This is a genomic window from Pseudoalteromonas sp. SCSIO 43101, assembly GCF_023650775.1.
Classification (GTDB): Bacteria; Pseudomonadota; Gammaproteobacteria; order Enterobacterales; family Alteromonadaceae; genus Pseudoalteromonas; species Pseudoalteromonas apostichopi.
In genome coordinates, this window is record NZ_CP072673.1 from 2,625,260 (window position 1) to 2,646,315 (window position 21,056).

The window sequence follows — 21,056 nt, forward strand, 5'->3', positions numbered from 1 at the left end:
TAAAGCTCAGCTATTAGACTATAGCTGAGCTTTATCACCAGCAACACAGCAATTGCGCCCCTGCTTTTTGGCTTTATATAGCGCATTATCAGCTATTTTAAATAAACTATCTGAATCAAACGCCTCATTAGTGGCTTTACTGGCAATGCCAATCGATAAAGTAACATAGCTTAAGTCTTCGCGACCTTGGTGGGTAATGTGAGCTGATTCAACAGCATTACGCAGGGTTTCTGCCACTTTGAGTGCCTCCTGCTTATCAGTATTACTGAGCACAATTACAAATTCTTCGCCGCCATATCGAGCAACAAAGTGATTGTCTGGGTTGGTATTATCTTTAAGGAGATTGGCAACCTCACATAGCGCTTTGTCACCTTGATCATGCCCATAAAAGTCATTGTAAAGTTTAAAGTGATCGATATCAGCTACGATCAATGAAATAGGCTGTTTAGCTGATACAGCATCACTGGCAAGCTTTGCAAATTGTTTATCTAGAGCCCTACGATTAGCAAGCTCCGTCATTGAGTCTGTATTACTGATATGGTTTAACTTCTCATGGCGAAGAAATATTTCTTCACGTTGGTTTTCAATCAGAGTAAATAACTCATTCATTCCCCTTCCGAGCTGGTGTAATTCGTTATCACCGTAATACTCGTCTCTAGCACTAAAATCGTTATTGCTTATTGCTGAATTTACTAATGTATAAAGCTTTCTAAGTGGTTTCAAAACCTGTTGATTTATATATAAATAAAACAAAATAAACACTGAGCCAGAAATAAATAACCCAGTGATTAAAGAGCTATCAAACAAACTTCGATCGTAAGTACGCTCACGCGATTTAATAGAAAGTACAAATAACAAGTTACCCTTTTGGTCATTAACTCCTAAGTAAAGACGCCGATTATGTTGGGAAGCACCCATTACGCTACGATTATCACCAAATACTCTGGTTAAATGATCTTTATATTTAAACAGGCCTTGTTGATCAAATACAGCTCTCTAACAAACTCACTTAACTTACTGATATTTAGGCAGACCAAGGGTGTTGATCTTATTTAGCGCCTTCACTTTGATCATCGCTTCAACCAGCTGGCGATTGTAATCACGCGCATTTAGCTTAGCCCCCATCAACTGTTTAAAACGGTACATCGCTGTTTCTGCTAATGAGCGCACATGATATCCACTGAGCTTTTTCCATTGTGCGATTCCTAACTTATTGCACAACATGACAGCCTCATTGCGTGGATGCTTATCAGTCCACAGCCGTGCATTCTCTCTCGGCGGGATAGCAGGTATCGCGCCTTTTTCAGTAATTTCTGCATAGCAGCGGCGGCTATCATAAGCACCATCAGCGCTCACTCTATCTATACGCCGGCGTAATGGTCTTATCAAATCTTGGAGGGTCTCGCCGTCGGTGACGTTACTGAGCGTCATTTGCGCCCCCACAATATCATGCGTGTTGGCATCCACCGCAAGGTGCAGTTTTCGCCACTTTTTTCTTGCCTTTACGTGGTGCTTCTGTGCATGCCATTCACCTTCGCCAAACACCTTAAGTCCTGTGCTATCAACTACAATATCTACAAATCCAGTGGTGCGGACTTTACTGCGAAATTTAATATTCAACTCAGCACTGCGCTTACACAGACAACTGTAGGTTGGGGCTTCAAGCGGAAGCTTCATCAAAGATAATACCGATTGTGTGAACCCTTGTAGTGCCCTGAACGACAAGCCAAAGACAGCTTTGAGTGTTAAGCAAGTTTCAATAGCAAGATCAGAGAAATGATTAGAGCGGCCACGCCCACCGTGAGTACATTCGTTATACCAATGACGCGTTGCTTTTTCGTCAAACCAGAAGCGAATATTACCGCGGTTAACGAGGGCTTGATTATAGTGAGACCAGTTTGTGATTTTGCTCATTGTTGTTGCACGGGCTAGTAGGATATAGATGATCTGATCACAGGCTGGCAAGATAGTTCAAACTTTTAGGAAACAACGCCGAGTTAGGCCTAAGAAACTTTGATTCAAAAATAAGAAAAGTAAAAGGTATATATTATTATGCTAGGTTTGTTGATGACATAATTATATTTTGCACAAAAAATCCTAAATTAATTTTCGATGAGGCAAGCAACATCTTAAATAAATTAGATTTAAATTTAGAATTCAATGAAAAAACTTATATTTTCAATTCAAACGATATAAAAAACGAATTTGAGCATATAGACTACCTCGGTTACAAAATTCACTTTGAAACAAAGCCTAACAATGATAAACCTCGCTGTGTAAAAGTCCAAATTAGCGACAAAAAGATAAAAAAAATAAAGGCCAGAATAAATAAATCATTTCGCTCATACAACAGAACAAGAACCTTCGAACTTCTAGAGTCTAGAATTAAATTTCTGACTGCAAACCAATATATAATTGGTGATATAGATAGAACAAAGCTTAAGTCTGGCATATATTACAATTACCCTTTAATTACAACACGCCATCAACTAAGAAAGCTCGACAACTATTATCAGGAGTTACTAAAAAGTAACAGACCTCATATGCTTAAAGCTTTGAAAATGATTAAAAAGCATAACCCGAATTCAGATAATAAGTGCACCACTCATGGTTAAACGGTGAGAAGAGATCAACTGCCTGTTGGTGGTACTCTGTAATCGCCAAAAAACAAGAGTAGATACCATGAGTTACAAGCAGTTGATCGAAGGGCAAAGATACCAGATTGAGGCCTACTTACGCGAGGGTTTTAGCTATCGAGAGATAGGGAAAAGGCTAAAAGTGAGCCACAGCACTATAAGTCGTGAAGTTAGGCGCAATAGTACTCGAAGTCATTACTTGCCTGAGGTTGCACATTCAAAGGCATGTAAACGAAAACATCTAGCTGCCAAGTATTCCATGCCAGCACTTACAATTGCGTTCGTTGAGTTTGGATTGGAGCAAAAATGGAGCCCTGAGCAGGTTGCGGGTGTAAGCAAAATTATCGGGCATCCTGTGAGTCATGAATGGATTTATGGCTATATTCAAAAAGATAAATTGAGTGGTGGCAAGCTATACAAACATCTGCGACAAGGGCACAGACGTTATCGTAAAGGCAGCCGAAGCAAACGTGTCATCATCCCAAATCGTGTTGGCATTGAACATAGACCTGCGATTGTTGACACTAAGACACGATTTGGTGATTGGGAAGCGGATACAGTACTTGGCAAGCATGGTACGGGAGCAATCGTTAGTTTAGTCGAGCGTACAAGTAAGTTTTACCTGATACGCAAAGTGCCAGCAAAAAGTGCAGCGCAAGTGAGCAGAGCAATGATAGGTATGCTGTGGCGCTATCGACGCCATGTTCATACGATAACCGCAGACAACGGGAGTGAGTTTTGTGAACATGAGCATGTTTCAGACAAGCTAAAAACCGACATCTACTTTGCTAACCCCTACTCATCATGGGAAAGAGGGTTAAATGAGAACTTTAATGGCTTGTTGCGTCAATATATTCGCAAAGGCACTGATTTACGAACGGTGACAGATAAGCAAATTGCGCACATAGAAAAGGCGCTCAATGCGAGGCCGAGAAAATGTCTAGGGTTTAGGCAACCAGCGGTAATATTCGATGAATTACGCAAAGCAGCCTAATTTAGCGAGTGGTGCACTTCGGACTTGAATTCGCGGGTTACTTTCAAATTATGGTGCTGATTGCGTTTATTAGAAATAGTAAACCAGAATTAACTAATTTTATTGAGAGTTATATTGGCGTTGTTTCCTAAAAGTTTGAACTATCTTGCCAGCCTGTGATCAGATCATCTATATCCTACTAGCCCGTGCAACAACAATGAGCAAAATCACAAACTGGTCTCACTATAATCAAGCCCTCGTTAACCGCGGTAATATTCGCTTCTGGTTTGACGAAAAAGCAACGCGTCATTGGTATAACGAATGTACTCACGGTGGGCGTGGCCGCTCTAATCATTTCTCTGATCTTGCTATTGAAACTTGCTTAACACTCAAAGCTGTCTTTGGCTTGTCGTTCAGGGCACTACAAGGGTTCACACAATCGGTATTATCTTTGATGAAGCTTCCGCTTGAAGCCCCAACCTACAGTTGTCTGTGTAAGCGCAGTGCTGAGTTGAATATTAAATTTCGCAGTAAAGTCCGCACCACTGGATTTGTAGATATTGTAGTTGATAGCACAGGACTTAAGGTGTTTGGCGAAGGTGAATGGCATGCACAGAAGCACCACGTAAAGGCAAGAAAAAAGTGGCGAAAACTGCACCTTGCGGTGGATGCCAACACGCATGATATTGTGGGGGCGCAAATGACGCTCAGTAACGTCACCGACGGCGAGACCCTCCAAGATTTGATAAGACCATTACGCCGGCGTATAGATAGAGTGAGCGCTGATGGTGCTTATGATAGCCGCCGCTGCTATGCAGAAATTACTGAAAAAGGCGCGATACCTGCTATCCCGCCGAGAGAGAATGCACGGCTGTGGACTGATAAGCATCCACGCAATGAGGCTGTCATGTTGTGCAATAAGTTAGGAATCGCACAATGGAAAAAGCTCAGTGGATATCATGTGCGCTCATTAGCAGAAACAGCGATGTACCGTTTTAAACAGTTGATGGGGGCTAAGCTAAATGCGCGTGATTACAATCGCCAGCTGGTTGAAGCGATGATCAAAGTGAAGGCGCTAAATAAGATCAACACCCTTGGTCTGCCTAAATATCAGTAAGTTAAGTGAGTTTGTTAGAGAGCTGTATTTGATCAACAAGGCCAGTTATATTTTACAACTACTTTCATCATCTACCGATATTTGTATTGATACAGAGTTAACATGCTTAGCTTTTGACTCACTAAGCTGTCCATATTTTTCCAACTCTTTCAAAGTAAAGCTATTTAATGAACTTTGCCGTGAAGTGAAATTTGAAAATTCGGATGAGGAAATTCTTAATTTTATAAAAGGAAGAGAATGGTTTTTTACTTGGCAAGATAATAATTTAGCTCAAGTTCTTATGAAAAAAGAATTGCGGAGTCCTTATTAATCATATTATTATAGGTCTGTTGGTAGTTGTGTACTGTCATCCTGTATTTATTTATAGGTACTTTTGCTGCCAGGTGCAGCTCACACGCTAGGGTATCACAATTACCAACATCCTTTAAAACTATAACTTATTAACTTCAATATCTCATTTTACTAGTTTTAGACAGTTCTTGTTTTTTGACTTTACTCTAACTTAGTCGCGTGAAATAAATTTCACGCCTAGGGTATCGGGTTTAGCCTTGTCTATGTTCAAGCACAATCTTACTTAAACCTTATAGCTTAAAGCTGATCAAGCTTCTTTACTCTTTCCCCTAGCAACTCGACTCGCTAACTTGTATTTTTAATCTGACAGCTCACGGCTGAAAGCTGATAGCTCCCTTCCCCCTTTACTCTTTCCCCTTTCTAACTCACTAACTTTATCCAAAACACAAAAAAGCCGCTACATTGCTGCAACGGCTTTTTGGCATTTGAATTTAATCAAACCTTAGTCACGGTATGTCTCAACCGCTGGGCATGAACAAACTAGGTTACGGTCGCCGTATACGTCATCGATACGGGTTACTGTAGGCCAGAATTTGTCTTTTGCTACGCTTGGTACTGGGAATGCAGCGTAGAAACGGTCGTATGCACGATCCCACTCATTGCCTAGTACGTCTGCTTGTGTGTGCGGTGCAAACACTAGCGGGTTGTTTTCAATTGACCATTCGCCAGATGCGATACGGTCGATCTCTGACTTGATTGACACCATTGCTTCGATGAAACGGTCGATCTCAACTTTAGACTCAGACTCAGTTGGCTCAATCATTAGTGTGCCAGCTACTGGGAATGACATAGTTGGTGAATGGAAACCGTAGTCTTGTAGACGTTTAGCTACGTCCATTTCTGTAACGCCTGTTTGCTCTTTGATTGGGCGTAGGTCAACAATACACTCGTGCGCAACGCGGTTGTTACGGCCACGGTATAAAATTGGGTAGTGCTCGCTTAGCTTCTCAGATAAGTAGTTAGCGTTCACGATAGCCATTTCTGTTGCTTGTTTTAAGCCTTCAGAGCCCATCATAGCAATGTATGCCCACGAGATTGGTAAAATAGCTGCTGAGCCGTAAGGAGCAGCAGAAACCGCACCGTTGCCGATGTTTGTGCCAGCAACATTAATTACGCTGTGGTTAGGCATAAATGGCGCTAGGTGAGATTTAACACCGATAGGGCCAACACCTGGACCACCACCACCGTGTGGAATACAGAATGTTTTGTGTAGGTTAAGGTGCGATACGTCAGAACCGATTGAACCTGGGCTTGTAACACCAACTTGCGCGTTCATGTTTGCGCCGTCCATGTACACTTGACCGCCGTGCTGGTGCACGATGTCACAGATTTCACGAATTGTTTCTTCGTAAACACCGTGTGTAGATGGGTAAGTGATCATGATACAAGATAGGTTTTCAGATACCTCTTCGGCTTTCGCTTTAAGGTCTGCCATATCAACGTTACCGTTTTTATCACAGTCAACAACCACGATTTTCATGCTTGCCATTTGTGCAGACGCTGGGTTTGTACCGTGCGCTGAACTTGGGATCAAACATACGTTACGGTGACCTTCACCGCGTGACTCGTGGTATTTACGAATTGCGATTAAGCCTGCATATTCACCTTGTGCACCTGAGTTAGGTTGTAGTGAAACTGCATCGTAACCTGTGATGTTTACTAACCAATCATGTAGCTCAGTCATCATGATTTGGTAACCCGCTGCCTGATCAAGTGGGCAGAATGGGTGTAAGTTTGCAAACTCAGGCCAAGTGATAGGGATCATCTCAGCTGTCGCATTAAGTTTCATGGTACATGAACCTAATGAGATCATTGAGTGGTTAAGCGCTAAGTCTTTGTTCTCTAGGCGCTTGATGTAACGCAACATTTCAGTCTCGCTGTGGTACGAGTTGAAGTTAGGGTGCGTTAAAATTTCGTCATCGCGTACTAGGCTTGCAGGAATAGAGTTGCTGCCGTTTACTTCGATTTCGTTTGCCAGTGCGTCAACGCTTAGGCCGTGACCTTCACCTAAGATGATGTCGAATAGCTCAGCTACGTCTGCACGGGTTGTTGTTTCTGATACAGAAATTGAGTATTCACCTGCACGGTTAGACGCAAAGTTAACGCCGTTTGCTACTGCTCGTGCAACGATTTCGTCTTTGTTATCTGCAACAACAGTCAGTGTATCGAACCATGTGTCGTGCTTAAGGTTTACGCCTTTTGCTTTTAAGCCTGCTGCTAAGATGTCTGCAAAACGGTGAATACGCTCAGCAATCGTTTTCAGGCCTTGTGGACCGTGGTAAACCGCGTAGAACGCTGCCATGTTCGCTAGTAATACTTGCGCTGTACAGATGTTCGAGTTGGCTTTTTCACGACGAATGTGTTGTTCACGTGTTTGCATTGCCATACGTAGTGCGTCGTTACCTAAACGGTCTTTAGAAACACCGATAATACGACCTGGTAGTGAACGCTTGTACTTGTCGCGTGTTGCGAAGAATGCAGCGTGTGGACCACCGTAACCCATAGGTACACCAAAACGCTGTGCTGAACCAAGTACTACGTCTGCACCTAGTTTACCTGGTGCTTTAAGCATTAATAAGCTCATAATGTCTGCAGCAACACAGGCAATCGCTTTTTTGTCTTGTACTTGTGCGATTAGGTCAGTTACGTCAGTGATTTCACCGGTTGTTGATGGGTATTGGAATAATGCACCAAAAATCTCATGATTAGCCGCTTCGCTTGCAGGACCAACAACCACTTCAAAACCAAACTGGTCTGCACGTGTAGCAACAACGTCGATTGTTTGTGTATGTACGTCATCAGCAATGAAGAAGATGTTAGCTTTTTTAGCTTTAGCAACACGCTTTGCAAGACCCATTGCTTCTGCAGCAGCCGTTGACTCGTCAAGTAATGACGCGCTTGCTAAATCAAGACCAGTTAGGTCTAGGGTCATAGTCTGGAAGTTTAATAATGATTCTAAACGACCTTGTGCAATCTCTGGTTGGTATGGTGTATACGCAGTGTACCAGCCTGGGTTCTCAAGTACGTTACGTAAAATTACGTGTGGTACGTGAGTTGGGTGGTAGCCTTGACCGATGTATGATTTGAACACTTTATTTTTGCTTGCTACTGATTTTAAGTAGCTTAGTGTTTCAACTTCAGTGCGGCTTTCGCCAATTGATAAACCTTGCTCTAAGCGAATGCTTGCAGGTACCGTTTGACCGATCAGCTCTTCAACACTCGATACTCCAAGAGCGCTCAGCATGTCGCTTACTTGCGCTGGGCTTGGCCCAATGTGACGGCGAATAAAATCTTGCTTTTGCTCTAATTGTTCAAGAGATTTGGCGTTTGACATTTGTCCAGATTCCTATGATCCAAAAAAAAGTGGTTACTGCCAATGGGTAACTGGCAATAACTTAAAAACAGGTTGATTCAGTAACTTACAGCGTATGGAAAAGTAAGCTATAAAATCATAAAAGCCCCAGTGAAACCCAAGCTACGCATTTAATTAGCTGGGGATCTAGACGGGGCTTTTAGTCGGCGTGACTAATTAATTAGTCTTCGTCGATTGTGTTAGCGTAGCCTTCAGCGTCTAACAGGTTATCAAGCTCTGATGTGTCAGATGCTTTGATACGGAATAACCAACCGTCAGTGTACGGGTCGTTATTTACTGTTTCAGGCGAATCTTCAAGCTCTTCGTTGATTGCAACGATTTCACCGCCGATTGGTGCGTAGATGTCTGATGCTGCTTTTACAGACTCAGCTACTGCGCAGTCTTCACCCGCGTCAACTTCATCACCAACTTCTGGTAATTCAACGAATACCATGTCGCCAAGAAGTTCTTGTGCGTGCTCAGTGATACCTACAGTAAACGTACCGTCACCTTCGTCGCGAACCCACTCGTGTGAAGTAGCATATTTTAATTCGCTTGGGATATTGCTCATCTTTTTGTTCCTTTGGTTTATATTGGGTGATAACACCAAATTTTTTATAGTTTAGATAACTGATTTGCCGTTACGTACAAAGCAAGGTTTAACAACCTTAACGTTAACCAGTTTTTTACGCATCTCTACTTGGGCTGTTTCGCCAGTTGAACGCGGAACGCGTGCTAGCGCAACACTGTGACCAAGGGTTGGTGAGAATGTACCAGAGGTAATCACCCCTTCACCACCTTCAACGATGACTTTTAAACCGCTACGCAATACGCCTTTTTCTTCAAGCACTAAACCAACTAGTTTGTCTGTGCTCTTGTCAGCGCGTTGCTGTTCTAATACTTCACGACCAATAAACTTACGATCTTCTGGCTCCCATGCGATTGTCCACGCCATGTTTGCAGCAAGTGGAGAAACGCTTTCGTCCATATCTAGACCGTAAAGGTTCATACCTGCTTCAAGACGTAATGTATCACGAGCACCTAGACCTGCTGGCGCTACGCCTGCGTCTAGAAGTTGTTGCCATAAATCAGCAGCTTGATCGTTAGGTACTACGATTTCATAACCATCTTCGCCAGTATAGCCTGTTGTCGCAATAAATAAATCACCTGCTTGCACACCAAAGAAAGGCTTCATACCTTCAACAGCAGCTTGTTGCTCTGTAGTAAGTACTGTTGCTGTTTTGGCACGTGCATTTGGGCCTTGAACAGCAATCATTGCAAACTCAGGACGCTCAGTTACCGTTACGGCGAAATCAGCTGAAACTTTAGCTAAATGCGCTAAATCTTTTTCACGAGTTGCTGAGTTAACAACTAAACGGTAGTTCGTTTCTGAGAAGAAGTAGATGATAAGGTCGTCGATTACGCCGCCTTCTTCGTTAAGCATACCTGTGTAAAGTGCTTTACCCGGTACTGTTAACTTAGCAACGTCGTTTGCAACTAGCTTACGTAAGAACGCTTGTGCTTGCTCGCCTTGAATATCGACAATTGTCATGTGAGATACGTCAAACATACCTGCATCTGTGCGAACCGCATTATGCTCTTCGATTTGTGAGCCGTAGTTGATTGGCATTTCCCAGCCGTGGAAATCAACCATTTTTGCGCCAGCTTCTAGGTGCTTAGCATGTAAAACTGTTTTAGAAGTCATAATATTCCTTCACTTTTAAATTAACCCACTAGTGTGGGGCGTGGCCTCAATTTAATGAGGGGGAATAACATGGGCGGCGATTATACATTAGTTGCACAGTTGTCACACCCAAATTGCGATTTTGTAACTAAAAAACAGCTAAACACCCAAGTGCGTAGCTGTTTTAAATATTTTATGTTTTAAGCAACGTTGGCTAAGGCTAAATCAAAGCCGAGCTGCTGTAAGTGCGTTTGCCATTTATCAAGCTCTGCTTGGCGCGCCACCAGCTGAAATTGCTGTGTTGCTTGGTTATCTATCGCGGTAATAAATACCTCACCGCTTTGTGCACCATAACAACTGCGCATGTCTGACAAACGCAGCCCCGGCGTTAGCTTAAAGCTGTCTACTAAGGCATCAAACGCCTGCTCACCACTTAGGGTTAGCGCGCTTAAATCGTCACGCATTACATAATCAATGTCGTAACGTAGTTGTTGCTCATTTATAAGCGACTGTAATTGCACGCTAGCATCTTTACCTAACACAAAACGAAATGCAGTTTCGTTAAAGTAGTACAGGGCATAAGCGTAGCTGCTTGTTAGGTCATCGTCTAATGAACTACGTAAGCCTAAACCGCTAGCAGTTAGCTTATTAATATCAAGACCTAAAATAGCCGTTAAAAATGGGATTGCTTCAGTGCCACTAAAATCCATAATGGCAATATCGCTATTAGCTCGTAGCACATTATCTGCTGGAGTCTCAGCTTGGCTGTGGCGAGCAAACATTATTGGCGTAAAAGTCATATGTGACACCTATCAATCGTTAATGCTTGAAGTATATTGCGCCGTGCTGGCAACAACAAATTGTAATTATTTATCAATTGATAAATAATGCTTATATATATAGCCCTATAAATAGAATTTTTTAATGAAGAACATTTCTACCGATAGCTTACGTACTTTAGTAACCGTTGTTGAAGTTGGCGGGTTTGCCAAAGCTGGTGAATTATTGGGGCTATCGCAACCTGCTGTGAGCTTACAAATTAAGCGCCTAGAAGACATGCTTGGCCATAAGCTATTTAAAAAACAAGGTCAGCGCCAAGTACTTAATCAATATGGCGAATTGCTTATGCCATTAGCTAAACAAATGCTGCAACAAAACGATGCTATTTTGCAGCAGTTCACTAGCGAAAATGTCACTGGTAAAGTGCGCTTGGGGATCCCCAGTGAATTTGCCGCACGTATTCTACCTTCAATCATTGGTGACTTCGTTGCCCTCTACCCGGATGTATCACTAGAAGTTCGCTCTCGCTTGAGTAAACATTTGTTGTCGGTCTCGCGCCAAGATCAATTCGATTTAGTACTGGCATTAAACGAAGAGCTAGAGTCAGCCAAGTTCCCTATTTTTATGCAAGACCAATTAGTATGGGTAGGCGATTTAAACCTTGCACAAAACGATGTGGTAACGCTAGTCACCGCACCTGAGGGATGTATTTATCGCCGCAGAGCAATAGAAGCACTACAAAGTGCCGGTATAAAATACCGTATTGCCTACAGTAATGCTGACTTAACCGGCCTGACTGCCGCGTTAAAAGAAGGCTTAGGCATTACTGTGCTCGCAAAAAGCACCGTACCTAATGAGCTGAATTACCAATTACAAACCAAAGACCTACCTGAACTTGGGCAAATAGGTATTAGTTTAATTAAACGCACTGAAGACCCAGGAACCGCCGTCGATAAACTTGCTGAGTTCATCGCCCTGCGTTTGACATAGGTGTGAGTGAGTTAGCAAGTTAGCAAGTTAGCAAGTTAGCAAGTTAGCAAGTTAGCAAGTTAGCAAGTTAGCAAAATTGTAGCAGCGATTTCATATCGCATAATAAAATGAATATTCACAAAGAGAAAAAGAGACGCTGCGCTTTAGAGGAAAACAAAACTCTCTTTTGGCTCGTCTCGTTCTCTTCTCTTTGTACAAAAAAAATATTGAACCACAGAGTACACCGAGGCGCTTCGCGCTACATAGAGAAAGTAAAAATCACAAAGAGGAAAAGAGACGCTGAGCTTTAGAGGAAAACAAACTCTTTTTGGCGTGTCTCATTCTCTTCTCGTTCTCTTCTCTTTGTGCAAAAAATATTGAATCCCAGAGAGCCCCGAGGCGCTTCGCGCTATATAGAGAAAGTAAAAATCACAAAGAGGACAAGAGACGCTTCGCTTCAGAGGAAAACAAACTCTCTTTTGGCTCTTCTCATTCTCTTCTCTTTGTGCAAAATAATATTGTAGATCGTCATTTATGGCGACACATAATCACTAACATTGACGGGCTAAAGCCCGACCTACGAATTACCCGTTGTTTAAGAAATATCGCGCGAAATAAATTTCACGCCTACAGGCGAGCATTTCTATTTAACTATGTGCAGGCACAATCTAGCTTAAAGCTTCTTTGCTCTTTCCCCTTTCTAACTCGCTAACTTGTTAAGTTTTACTTAACAGATCACCGAACCAGAATGATATTACAATACTACTGTAATTTATTTAAATAAATAAATACAACAACTTACAGATAACAGTACTTTTATTACAAATAGGATTGATTCGCATTATATTACATGTTTTAATTGCGCCCGTTAAAAAAATCTAAATACACAGGACACACAATGACACCTAAGTTTATTGTTTCTACGCTTTCGACTGCGGTCGCTTTATCTTTAAGCGCGAATGCTTTTGCAAAAGATGTAACTAAAGAAGAGAAAAACTTTGAGCAAATCACTGTAATTGGCTCTGCATCTGCAATTAACGATATTCCAGGTTCTGCTACATTCATAGACGAGCAAGAACTAGAAAAGTTTGAATACACTGATATCTCTCGTGTTTTAAGTGCTGTACCTGGTGTATATGTACAAGAAGAAGACGGCTATGGTCTTCGTCCTAATATCGGTATGCGTGGTACAGGCACAGGCCGTAACGACAAAATCTCTGTAATGGAAGATGGTGTACTTGTCGCACCTGCACCTTACTCTGCTCCTTCTGCTTACTACTTCCCTACTATGGGTCGTATGGAGTCTATCGAAGTACTAAAAGGTGCTGCTTCTGTTAAGTATGGTCCGCGTACAACCGGTGGTGTTTTAAACTTAGTTTCGCGTAGCTTACCAACAGAAGGCTCTAAAGGTTTACTTAACGCTGAACTTGGTAGCGATGGTTTCTACAAAGGTCATGCTTACTTCGGTAAAAAGAAAAACAACGCTGCTGGCCTTGTAGAAGTATTTACTTACGGCGCAGATGGCTTTAAAGACTTACCAGTTGGCAGCGACAACACAGGCTTTGAAAAGAACGATTTCTTATTAAAGTTTGGTTTTGACTTTGGTGACAACGAAGCACACAGCCTAGAAATGAAATTAAAGTACTCAGACGAGCGTTCTGACGAAACTTACATGGGTTTAACTGACGCTGATTACCAAGCAACCCCTTATCGTCGTTATGCTGCATCGCAAAACGACGAAATGAACACACAACACAATGCATACCAAATTAACTATGCATACCGTTTTGGTAAAGGTTACGAGCTACTTGCTACAGCTTACTTAAACGACTTCCACCGTAACTGGTATAAAGCAAGTAAAGTAAGCACAAGTTACCTTGAGCAATACAGTGAATTTGAAGCAAACCCAACTAGCGAAGGTATTGAGGGTGTTGGCGTAAAAGCAAATAACCGAGATTACCAAGCAAAAGGCTTACAAACTGAATTCCATATTCCAGCAGGTAACCACTACTTTACTATTGGAGCACGTTACCATGAAGATGAAATGGATCGTTTCCAGTGGGAAGACAAATACACGCTTAACCAAGACTTATCAATGACGCTAACAGAAAAAGGCGTTCCAGGTTCAAACAGTAACCGTTTAGATAGCGCCGAAGCGACTACCCTTTTCATTCAAGATGAGTGGTCACTTGATGCATTAGTAATTAGCGCTGGTCTTCGCTACGAAGACATCACAATCAAACGTGTTGAATGGGCTAAGTCTGATCCAAACCGTGAAAATGGTTTAACAAAAGACATCAGCAACGACACTGAGATCTTAGTGCCATCTCTAGGTGCAACATACACAGTAAGCGACAACCTAACGCTGCTTGCTGGTATTCAAAAAGGTTACGCACCAGCAGCCCCTGGTAATGCAAACCAAGAAGAAGAAGAGAGTGTCAACATTGAGCTAGGTGGTCGTTACGATTACGCTGGCATTCAAGGTGAAGTAATTTACTTTAACTCTGACTACACAAACATGCACGGTAACTGTACTGCGTCTGTTGGTTGTAGCGATGACAACATTGGCGATCAATACAACTACGGTGAAGTATCGGTGTCTGGTTTTGAGCTAAGCGCAGGTAAAGTGTTTGCTACAAATGCAGCTTCATTCCCAGTTCGCTTAACATACACTTACACTGATTCTGAGTTCGATAATGCATTTGAATCTGATCTTTGGGGTAGCGTAGAAAAAGGCGATGCAATGCCATACGTACCTGAAAACCAATTAGCGCTTTCTGTAGGTGCTGAGTTCTCAAACTTTGTATTCGATACACAAATGCGTTACGTGTCCGATGCACACGCAGACTTAACAGACTCAGGTCGCAATGCAATCGACAGCCGCGTTGTGTGGGATTTAGCTGCTAAATACCTAATCGACGACAAACAAAAAGTGTACTTAACAATAGACAACCTGTTTGACAAAACCTACGTTGCAAACCGTGCAAACGGTGGTATTCAACCTGGCAAACCACGTAGCCTACAACTGGGTTACAGCTACTCGTTTTAATAAAACGTTTTAGCGAAATTTAAAAAGCCGTGTGATGAAAATCCCACGGCTTTTTTGCGGGTGTGAGTTAGTGCGATTTTATATCGCGTGACTCAACAGCGGAGTTTTTCAAGTTAGTTGTCGCCTCAAGTTAAATTTTATGCCGCCCGCATTTCTTCTTTTTTCTCAGGGTTTAAATTTACTTCATTTATCATTGACCAGTCTCGTGACTTTCCTGACCAACGACTTGGGTTATTCAATTTAGCTGCGTCGTTTACCTGCTGACGCTTAGCTAATATTTCTTTATCTAAACCTGAATGACGTTGGTTTGGCGTCACAAATTTTATACCACTGTGTAGGTGCTCATTATTGTACCAATCAACGAACCCACTTACCCATTCTCTTGCTGCGCTTATATCTTCAAATGCCTTTTCTGGGTATTCTGGGCGATACTTTAACGTTTTAAATAACGACTCAGAGTATGGATTGTCATTACTTACTGACGGTCGACTAAATGATGGCACAATCCCTAACTCCTGTAATGTTGCCAGTAATGTCGCGCCTTTCATTGGGCTACCATTATCTGAGTGCAACGTGACTTGCTCGCGCTTTATTTGCTCCCGACTGCAAATATCCTTCATTAAATCTGCGGCTAATTCACTTAACTGTGTGTCGTAAACCTGCCAGCCAACAACCTTTCGACTAAAAATGTCCATCACTAAATATAAGTATAAAAATTGCCCTTTTACGCTCGTTGGTAAATAGGTGATATCCCAAGTGTATACTTCATTTGCACGCACTGCTTTCAATGCTCTTGGCTTTTTCATCGGCTTAGCTGGCTTTACTTTTTCTCTATGCGTTAATAAGTTATGTGCCTTCATGACACGATAAAACGAACTTTCAGACGCTATCCATATGCCCTTATCAAGCAGCTTAGGGACTATTTTACTGGCCGGTAAATGCCCATATTCGGCTGAATTAACCGTATTAATAATGCGCTGCCGCTCTAACTCTGTGAGACGGTTTGGCGGCTGTTTTTTCGTACTCGTCCGTTTGTCAGTCATATCGTCTGCTTCAATCCATCGCTGAACGGTTCTTAGTGTCAGTCCAAGTAACTCACATGCCTTTTCTTTCCTTGCCCCTGAAGCCTGTGCGTTTGTGATAAGCGTTATTAATTCATGTCGCTCAGTCGCTGTTGTTAATCGTCCTCGTTGAAACCCCAAAGTGCATCCGCTTTTTTTTTGAGCACAAGCAGAGCGGCAGTTTCAGCTAAGGCCTTATCTTTGCGATTCAGTTCTTTTTGCAGTTGCTTTATTTCTTGCTTAAGCTGTTTACTGTCTGACTTTACTGTTTTATTTGAAGGTGGTGTTACTAAGTCTTTCTTCCATTGCTGAATATGATGCGGATAAAGCCCTATATTACGGCAGTATTCATTTATGGCGGCTTCATCTAAACTTCCACACTCAATGACCGCGTTGAGCCTTTCTTCTAAACTCCAGTCTTGTGGTCGTTTTTCTGCTGTCATTTGGCTACCCGTCTGGTGTATTTCAAGTTGATGCTTTTTTGCCAGTGCTATCCAACGTTGTAACGTTGAATAACCGACACCTAAATCATCTGCAATATCTTCTAAGCGAACATCATCACATTGAGATAATGCTTTTTCAACAGCTTGAACTTTAAATTCTTGTGTAAATTGACGTCTCATTTTATTTGCCTCTGCTAAATGTTAGAGGCGACAACTATCCTGACACAGGGGGCCACAGAGGACATAGAGAGCATAGAGGAAGAGAAGGAGAGACCAAACCTCTTTTAAATATTGGTTTCTCTGTGTAGCGCGCAGCGCCTCGGTGTTCTCTGTGGTTCAAATAAGTTTTTCACAAAGAGAAGTGAATGAGAAGAAAAAAAGGGATCCAATACATCTTATAAGTTGTTTTATCTAAAGTGCAGCGTCTCTTATCCTCTTTGTGATATTTTGGTTTTATCTATGATTTAAATTTCATTTTTGTATTAACTTTTTAAAGATGAATAACTAACTAAATTAATTAATTAATGCTATATTGGCGTTAACAAAAAATTCTAATAATTCTTCATGGATTCGAGTTATGCTAAAGGCGAACACTTTACTCATTAGCGGGTTAGCTACTCTTTGCGCTCCTGTGCTAGCTTCAGAAAAAATAAATAACTATCAATCTTTTACTGGCTATACAGGCCTAATAAACACTCCTAACGCTAGTGTTATTGACGTTGGTCATATTGATCTAGGTTACAACAATATGCTTGACCTAAGAGGTGGGGAGTATGTTGATGGTCATAATTTTATTTTTTCAGCTGGTTTATTTGATGGCCTTGAGGTAAGTGGCCAAATAGCAGCCGAATCAATGAATGACAATTTGTTTTATACTGAAGGCAGTGGTCAACTGCGCGATTTATCATTTAATGCTAAGTATCAATTACCTTATATACCTAAAGAGTGGTTTACTGTTGCAATTGGTGCAAAAGATATCGGCGGTGCAGCAAATAACTACGAAACCTATTATGCAGTTGCCTCTAAAGAATTATGGGATTTTAGGTTCTCAGCAGGTTACGCTGTAAGTGACCGTATTAGCGGCCAAATGGATGGCCCGTTTGCGGGGGTTGAATGGCAACCATTTGACTGGTTTGCACTACAAGCTGAACATGACGCCGATGCTTTTAATGCCGCAGCAAAAGTTACGGTCCCTAAAAAGTGGCTATATGATATAGGTGAATTAACATTCACTAGCCGTTTTTATAGCAATACAGACTACAGTGAAGAAGACACTTCATGGGGCGTTAATTTTAAAATGCCTTTATTCACAAAACCTGAATATGAGGCTATTGAAAGTGCGCCAGAACCCGTTTTATCAGAAAGTGACGAATTAGCATACTTTAAACTAAAGGCTAATAAAGAACCTGTAACCATTAAAGACCCTAATGCACACCGTTATTTCGAAAGCAATAAAGAAATGACCAAACAAGCAGCTACTTTAAAGCATGCTTTGGTTAAAGATGGCTTCGAAAGTGTACAAGTCGGTTTTAACAGTGATAAGCAAATTGCAGTAAAATTTGAAAACTCAGTATTTAACCGTAACGACCTTGATGCTATAGGCCTTGTGCTTGGGCGCATTTCTCAATATGTAACCAGCGAAGGTGCTGAGTTTAATGTAATGATGTCTAAGCAAGATATTCCTCAGCTTAGCTTAAAAGGTAATGTAGACGAATACCGCGAATTTATTCTTGCGAAAAAACACCCAGAAGTAATTGTTTTTCAAGGCTCAATGCCGTTGCCAAGAGCATTAACTTGGGTTGGTTTAATGAATACAAGTACGCCTTATTTTAAACCAAGAGTGTCACTAAGCCCTGTTCTTAGAAATAACTATGCGACAGAACTTGGTGTGTACGACTTTTCATTTGCGGTTCGTGCAGACGTTGATGTCCCATTATGGCAGGGTGCAGGCCTTAACTTGGGCGGCCAAGTGCACGTAGCCGATAGTGATGACTACGAAAAAGATGCACCGTTTAGATATTATCGCGAAGAGTCTGAGCTCGACAGAGCAACACTTTATCAAACATTTGCATTGCCTTACGGTATTTATAACCAAACTCAGCTTGGTTATTTTAAAGATTACCAAGACTATATGGGTATTCAAAACGAAACAACTTGGTTAAGCCCTGAAGGCCGACATAAAGTGAGTGCCAATATTGGCTATTATGATTATCAAGATTACGATGCACACAAAGATATTCAGGTAGTTTCTTACCAGTTTAATTGGGTTGAACAAGATATAACCTTGCACGCTGAGGCAGGTAACTACTTTTATGACGACTCTGGTTTTAAAGTTGAAAGCCGCTTTTGGTTTGGCGATAGCTATCTTGCAGTTTATGCGCAAGACACGAGCGTGAAAAAAATTGGCTTTGCTTTTAGCATCCCGCTTACACCAAGAAAAGACATGAGTGTGAGCCGCTATGGCCAAGTTAAAGGTAACCAAGCTTGGCGTCACGCAATCGATACTCAAGTGGGACAATCTAAAAATGCTGTAGTGTTTAACCGTGCATACACACCATTTAATAATATAAGCTTAGACCGCAAGTTCTTAAATCAAGGTCGTTTATCAAAAGCTTATGTGTACGCTAACTTTAGCCGCTTGCGAGATGTGTACCTTGAATATAAGTAATCAATTTATATATGTTTTTTTCTGTTAATTTGAATACACAGAGTATGAAATTATTTTTTGTAATCATAATTGATGGATTGTAAATATTACCTATAATTCATATTGAGCCTTTTTAGTGAAAAATAAAGGCTCAATATGCGAAATGACTGTTGCAAATGTTGTGATTGTTATTTAACCTTCTAGGTAGCTATGTAAAGTTGTTACCTAATAACTCTTAGATTAGAGTCGGGCTAATAACTTTTCATTATTAATCGACCTTATTTGATACGTTTATTTAAAAAAGGAATAAAAGGACTCCCTATGTTTACTAACAAAAAAACGCTACTAGCAATGTCTGTAGCATCTGTTTTTGCTCTTTCAGGCTGTTCGAGTGATGACGACAAAAATGAGGTCGTACCAGATCCGGTAGATCCACCTGTAACCGTCATTGTTCCACCTGAAGCGCCTGCTGAACTAGGCCTAGTTGTTAACACTAGTGTTATTGATTCTGCTACAACTGATGTGGTTGATGCTACCGTAACATTTTTAGAAGACGGTGTTGTATCTAGTAACATCGTTGATGTTGATGGTGAAGCGTTAACAACTACTACAACTGAAGATGGTAGTGTTACTTTCACCGTTAAAGACGGTGCAACACTTGAAGAAGTAACTGTAAACGTAACTGCAGATGGTTATGTTGGTAAAACATTCGCAGTTAGCCTAGTGGCTGAAGAAGGCGAAACTTCAATTGACCAAGTTTTAGCTCTAACATCAAAAACTGCTGAAGGTATTGCTGATACTGTAGTTGAAGCTACAGTTGAAGCGGGTGGTACTACTTCTGCACCAATCGAAGCAGCTACTGAAGAAGGCGCTTCAAGTGCGTCTGCAACTGTACCAGCGGGTGTTATTTTACTTGATGAAAATGAAGAACCTGTATCTGGTGAAATTTCATTAAACGTAACAGGCGCTGATGCTACATCTTCTGCAGCACAATCTATTGTACCTGCAAATATTAATGACGCTGATGCAGAAACAACAGTTAAAGCTGTTGGTGTTGCTAATGTTACAATGACAAACAGTGAAGGTAAGAAAATTAAGAAATTCTCTGACCCTATCACTGTTTCAATGGCGATTCCATCTGACACTATGATCAATGGTGAAGCTATTCAAACTGGCGATATGCTAGGTCTTAAGTCTCATAACGAAGACACGGGTTTATGGGAGTCAGAAACTAACATGGTAACTGTAGGTGCTCTTAATGCAACTTCAGGTACTTACACTGGTAGCTTCCAAACAAGCCACTTAACATTCTTTGCTTCAACTGCACCGGTAGATGTTTGTAGTTCGGGTATCTCAGTAGCAGTTAGTGGTGATGATGTTCCAGCTAAAGGCTTAACGGTTTCTCTAGATTCTTCTGATGCAAGCTATACTGGTAAAATTAGCTCAAACAGCTCAAATAATATTGTAGTCACTTCGGGTCAAGCTAAGAAAGATGGTATTTCTTCTACTGCAACTGCATCTGTAACTGTAACTGACGGTAACGGTCAAGTTTGGTTTGAATCTGACGGCGAAGTTGATGTATGTGGTGAGGTACCTGTAGCACTAGCTAACCCTGTTACTTACACTTCAGAAGATTTCACTGTAACGGCTGCATGTTCTAACGATTCTACCCAAACAATCGATATGAGCGGTGCTTTAGTTAAGTATAGCTTAGCTAACAAGAAGAAAGTTGTTGCTTCAGGTTCAGGTGGTACATTCTCACTAGCTGACCTTGTTGAAGGTAGCACTTACGAAGTTACTATTAATGCACGAATCCCATTAACAAATGGTACAAAGAAAGATTCTACTACCATTACAGCTGACGGTACTTCTGAGTCAATCGCACTTACAGCTGTTTGTGAAACAGTAACTGGTAGCTAATATATTTGTTAGTAATACTTAGGGTTTAATCCCTAAATAAAAAGCCGCTTTAAGCGGCTTTTTTTTGTCTGGAT

Annotated in this window: 14 protein-coding genes; 7 read left to right on the top strand and 7 right to left on the bottom strand. The window is 41.4% G+C overall.

All coding sequences use genetic code 11. The features are described from left to right. Positions 1-18 precede the first annotated feature (18 nt). On the bottom strand, positions 19-918 hold the full coding sequence (locus tag J8Z25_RS12230) for a GGDEF domain-containing protein (protein WP_250661125.1): 900 nt from the start codon (positions 916-918) through the stop codon (positions 19-21). A 96-nt stretch (positions 919-1,014) separates the two neighbouring features. Further along, positions 1,015-1,914, bottom strand: coding sequence for an IS5 family transposase (locus tag J8Z25_RS12235; RefSeq protein WP_250661049.1), 900 nt, complete (start codon positions 1,912-1,914; stop codon positions 1,015-1,017). Positions 1,915-2,682: 768 nt separating this feature from the next. Here J8Z25_RS12235 and J8Z25_RS12240 point away from each other — a divergent pair. The 3 genes from J8Z25_RS12240 to J8Z25_RS12250 all read left to right on the top strand — a co-directional run bounded on the left by J8Z25_RS12240 (position 2,683) and on the right by J8Z25_RS12250 (position 5,036). Continuing rightward, entirely contained in the window at positions 2,683-3,630 is a 948-nt protein-coding gene (locus tag J8Z25_RS12240; protein WP_074989424.1) for an IS30 family transposase, read from the top strand. A gap of 196 nt (positions 3,631-3,826) precedes the next feature. Next, positions 3,827-4,726: an IS5 family transposase gene (locus J8Z25_RS12245; protein WP_250661049.1), complete on the top strand. Its 900-nt coding sequence runs from the start codon at positions 3,827-3,829 to the stop codon at positions 4,724-4,726. A 28-nt stretch (positions 4,727-4,754) separates the two neighbouring features. Continuing rightward, on the top strand, positions 4,755-5,036 hold the full coding sequence (locus J8Z25_RS12250) for a hypothetical protein (RefSeq protein ID WP_250661126.1): 282 nt from the start codon (positions 4,755-4,757) through the stop codon (positions 5,034-5,036). A gap of 483 nt (positions 5,037-5,519) precedes the next feature. Here J8Z25_RS12250 and gcvP read toward each other — a convergent pair whose 3' ends face one another. The 4 genes from gcvP to J8Z25_RS12270 all read right to left on the bottom strand — a co-directional run bounded on the left by gcvP (position 5,520) and on the right by J8Z25_RS12270 (position 10,913). Further along, positions 5,520-8,411 (bottom strand): aminomethyl-transferring glycine dehydrogenase, encoded by a 2,892-nt coding sequence (gene gcvP, locus J8Z25_RS12255; RefSeq protein WP_178927305.1) that lies wholly within the window; start codon positions 8,409-8,411, stop codon positions 5,520-5,522. A 199-nt stretch (positions 8,412-8,610) separates the two neighbouring features. Further along, complete coding sequence (gcvH, locus tag J8Z25_RS12260; protein WP_054551324.1) at positions 8,611-9,000, bottom strand: glycine cleavage system protein GcvH; 390 nt, start codon at positions 8,998-9,000, stop codon at positions 8,611-8,613. A 51-nt stretch (positions 9,001-9,051) separates the two neighbouring features. Continuing rightward, a complete protein-coding gene (gcvT, locus tag J8Z25_RS12265) occupies positions 9,052-10,134 on the bottom strand; it encodes a glycine cleavage system aminomethyltransferase GcvT (protein ID WP_130050853.1) in 1,083 nt (360 codons plus the stop codon). Between the two features lie 179 nt (positions 10,135-10,313). Then, entirely contained in the window at positions 10,314-10,913 is a 600-nt protein-coding gene (locus tag J8Z25_RS12270) for a hypothetical protein (protein ID WP_130050852.1), read from the bottom strand. A gap of 124 nt (positions 10,914-11,037) precedes the next feature. Here J8Z25_RS12270 and J8Z25_RS12275 point away from each other — a divergent pair, with 124 nt between their 5' ends. Beyond that, entirely contained in the window at positions 11,038-11,883 is an 846-nt protein-coding gene (locus J8Z25_RS12275) for a LysR family transcriptional regulator (protein WP_130050851.1), read from the top strand. An 877-nt stretch (positions 11,884-12,760) separates the two neighbouring features. Beyond that, positions 12,761-14,911, top strand: coding sequence for a TonB-dependent receptor family protein (locus J8Z25_RS12280; RefSeq protein ID WP_250661127.1), 2,151 nt, complete (start codon positions 12,761-12,763; stop codon positions 14,909-14,911). Positions 14,912-15,048: 137 nt separating this feature from the next. Here J8Z25_RS12280 and J8Z25_RS12285 read toward each other — a convergent pair. Next, a protein-coding gene (locus J8Z25_RS12285) for an IS3 family transposase (RefSeq protein ID WP_250661090.1) occupies positions 15,049-16,595 on the bottom strand; the annotation gives its coding sequence in 2 pieces (ribosomal slippage) (positions 15,049-16,115 and positions 16,115-16,595; 1,548 coding nt in all). Positions 16,596-16,992: 397 nt separating this feature from the next. On the opposite strand from J8Z25_RS12285, the gene J8Z25_RS12290 reads away from it, so the two are divergent. Together J8Z25_RS12290 and J8Z25_RS12295 are read left to right on the top strand one after the other, a co-directional pair. After that, complete coding sequence (locus J8Z25_RS12290; RefSeq protein ID WP_250661128.1) at positions 16,993-19,083, top strand: YjbH domain-containing protein; 2,091 nt, start codon at positions 16,993-16,995, stop codon at positions 19,081-19,083. Between the two features lie 300 nt (positions 19,084-19,383). Further along, positions 19,384-20,982: a hypothetical protein gene (locus tag J8Z25_RS12295; RefSeq protein ID WP_250661129.1), complete on the top strand. Its 1,599-nt coding sequence runs from the start codon at positions 19,384-19,386 to the stop codon at positions 20,980-20,982. The last annotated feature ends 74 nt before the right edge of the window (positions 20,983-21,056 follow it).

Bases quoted from the DNA above. Each gene is read 5' to 3' on its own strand.
- J8Z25_RS12275 (WP_130050851.1), top strand. From the start codon at position 11,038: ATGAAGAACATTTCTACCGATAGCTTACGTACTTTAGTAACCGTTGTT.
- J8Z25_RS12290 (WP_250661128.1), top strand. From the start codon at position 16,993: ATGCTAAAGGCGAACACTTTACTCATTAGCGGGTTAGCTACTCTTTGC.
- gcvT (WP_130050853.1), bottom strand. From the start codon at position 10,134: ATGACTTCTAAAACAGTTTTACATGCTAAGCACCTAGAAGCTGGCGCA.
- J8Z25_RS12235 (WP_250661049.1), bottom strand. From the start codon at position 1,914: ATGAGCAAAATCACAAACTGGTCTCACTATAATCAAGCCCTCGTTAAC.
- J8Z25_RS12280 (WP_250661127.1), top strand. From the start codon at position 12,761: ATGACACCTAAGTTTATTGTTTCTACGCTTTCGACTGCGGTCGCTTTA.
- J8Z25_RS12270 (WP_130050852.1), bottom strand. From the start codon at position 10,913: ATGACTTTTACGCCAATAATGTTTGCTCGCCACAGCCAAGCTGAGACT.
- J8Z25_RS12295 (WP_250661129.1), top strand. From the start codon at position 19,384: ATGTTTACTAACAAAAAAACGCTACTAGCAATGTCTGTAGCATCTGTT.
- gcvH (WP_054551324.1), bottom strand. From the start codon at position 9,000: ATGAGCAATATCCCAAGCGAATTAAAATATGCTACTTCACACGAGTGG.
- J8Z25_RS12230 (WP_250661125.1), bottom strand. From the start codon at position 918: ATGGGTGCTTCCCAACATAATCGGCGTCTTTACTTAGGAGTTAATGAC.
- gcvP (WP_178927305.1), bottom strand. From the start codon at position 8,411: ATGTCAAACGCCAAATCTCTTGAACAATTAGAGCAAAAGCAAGATTTT.
- J8Z25_RS12245 (WP_250661049.1), top strand. From the start codon at position 3,827: ATGAGCAAAATCACAAACTGGTCTCACTATAATCAAGCCCTCGTTAAC.
- J8Z25_RS12240 (WP_074989424.1), top strand. From the start codon at position 2,683: ATGAGTTACAAGCAGTTGATCGAAGGGCAAAGATACCAGATTGAGGCC.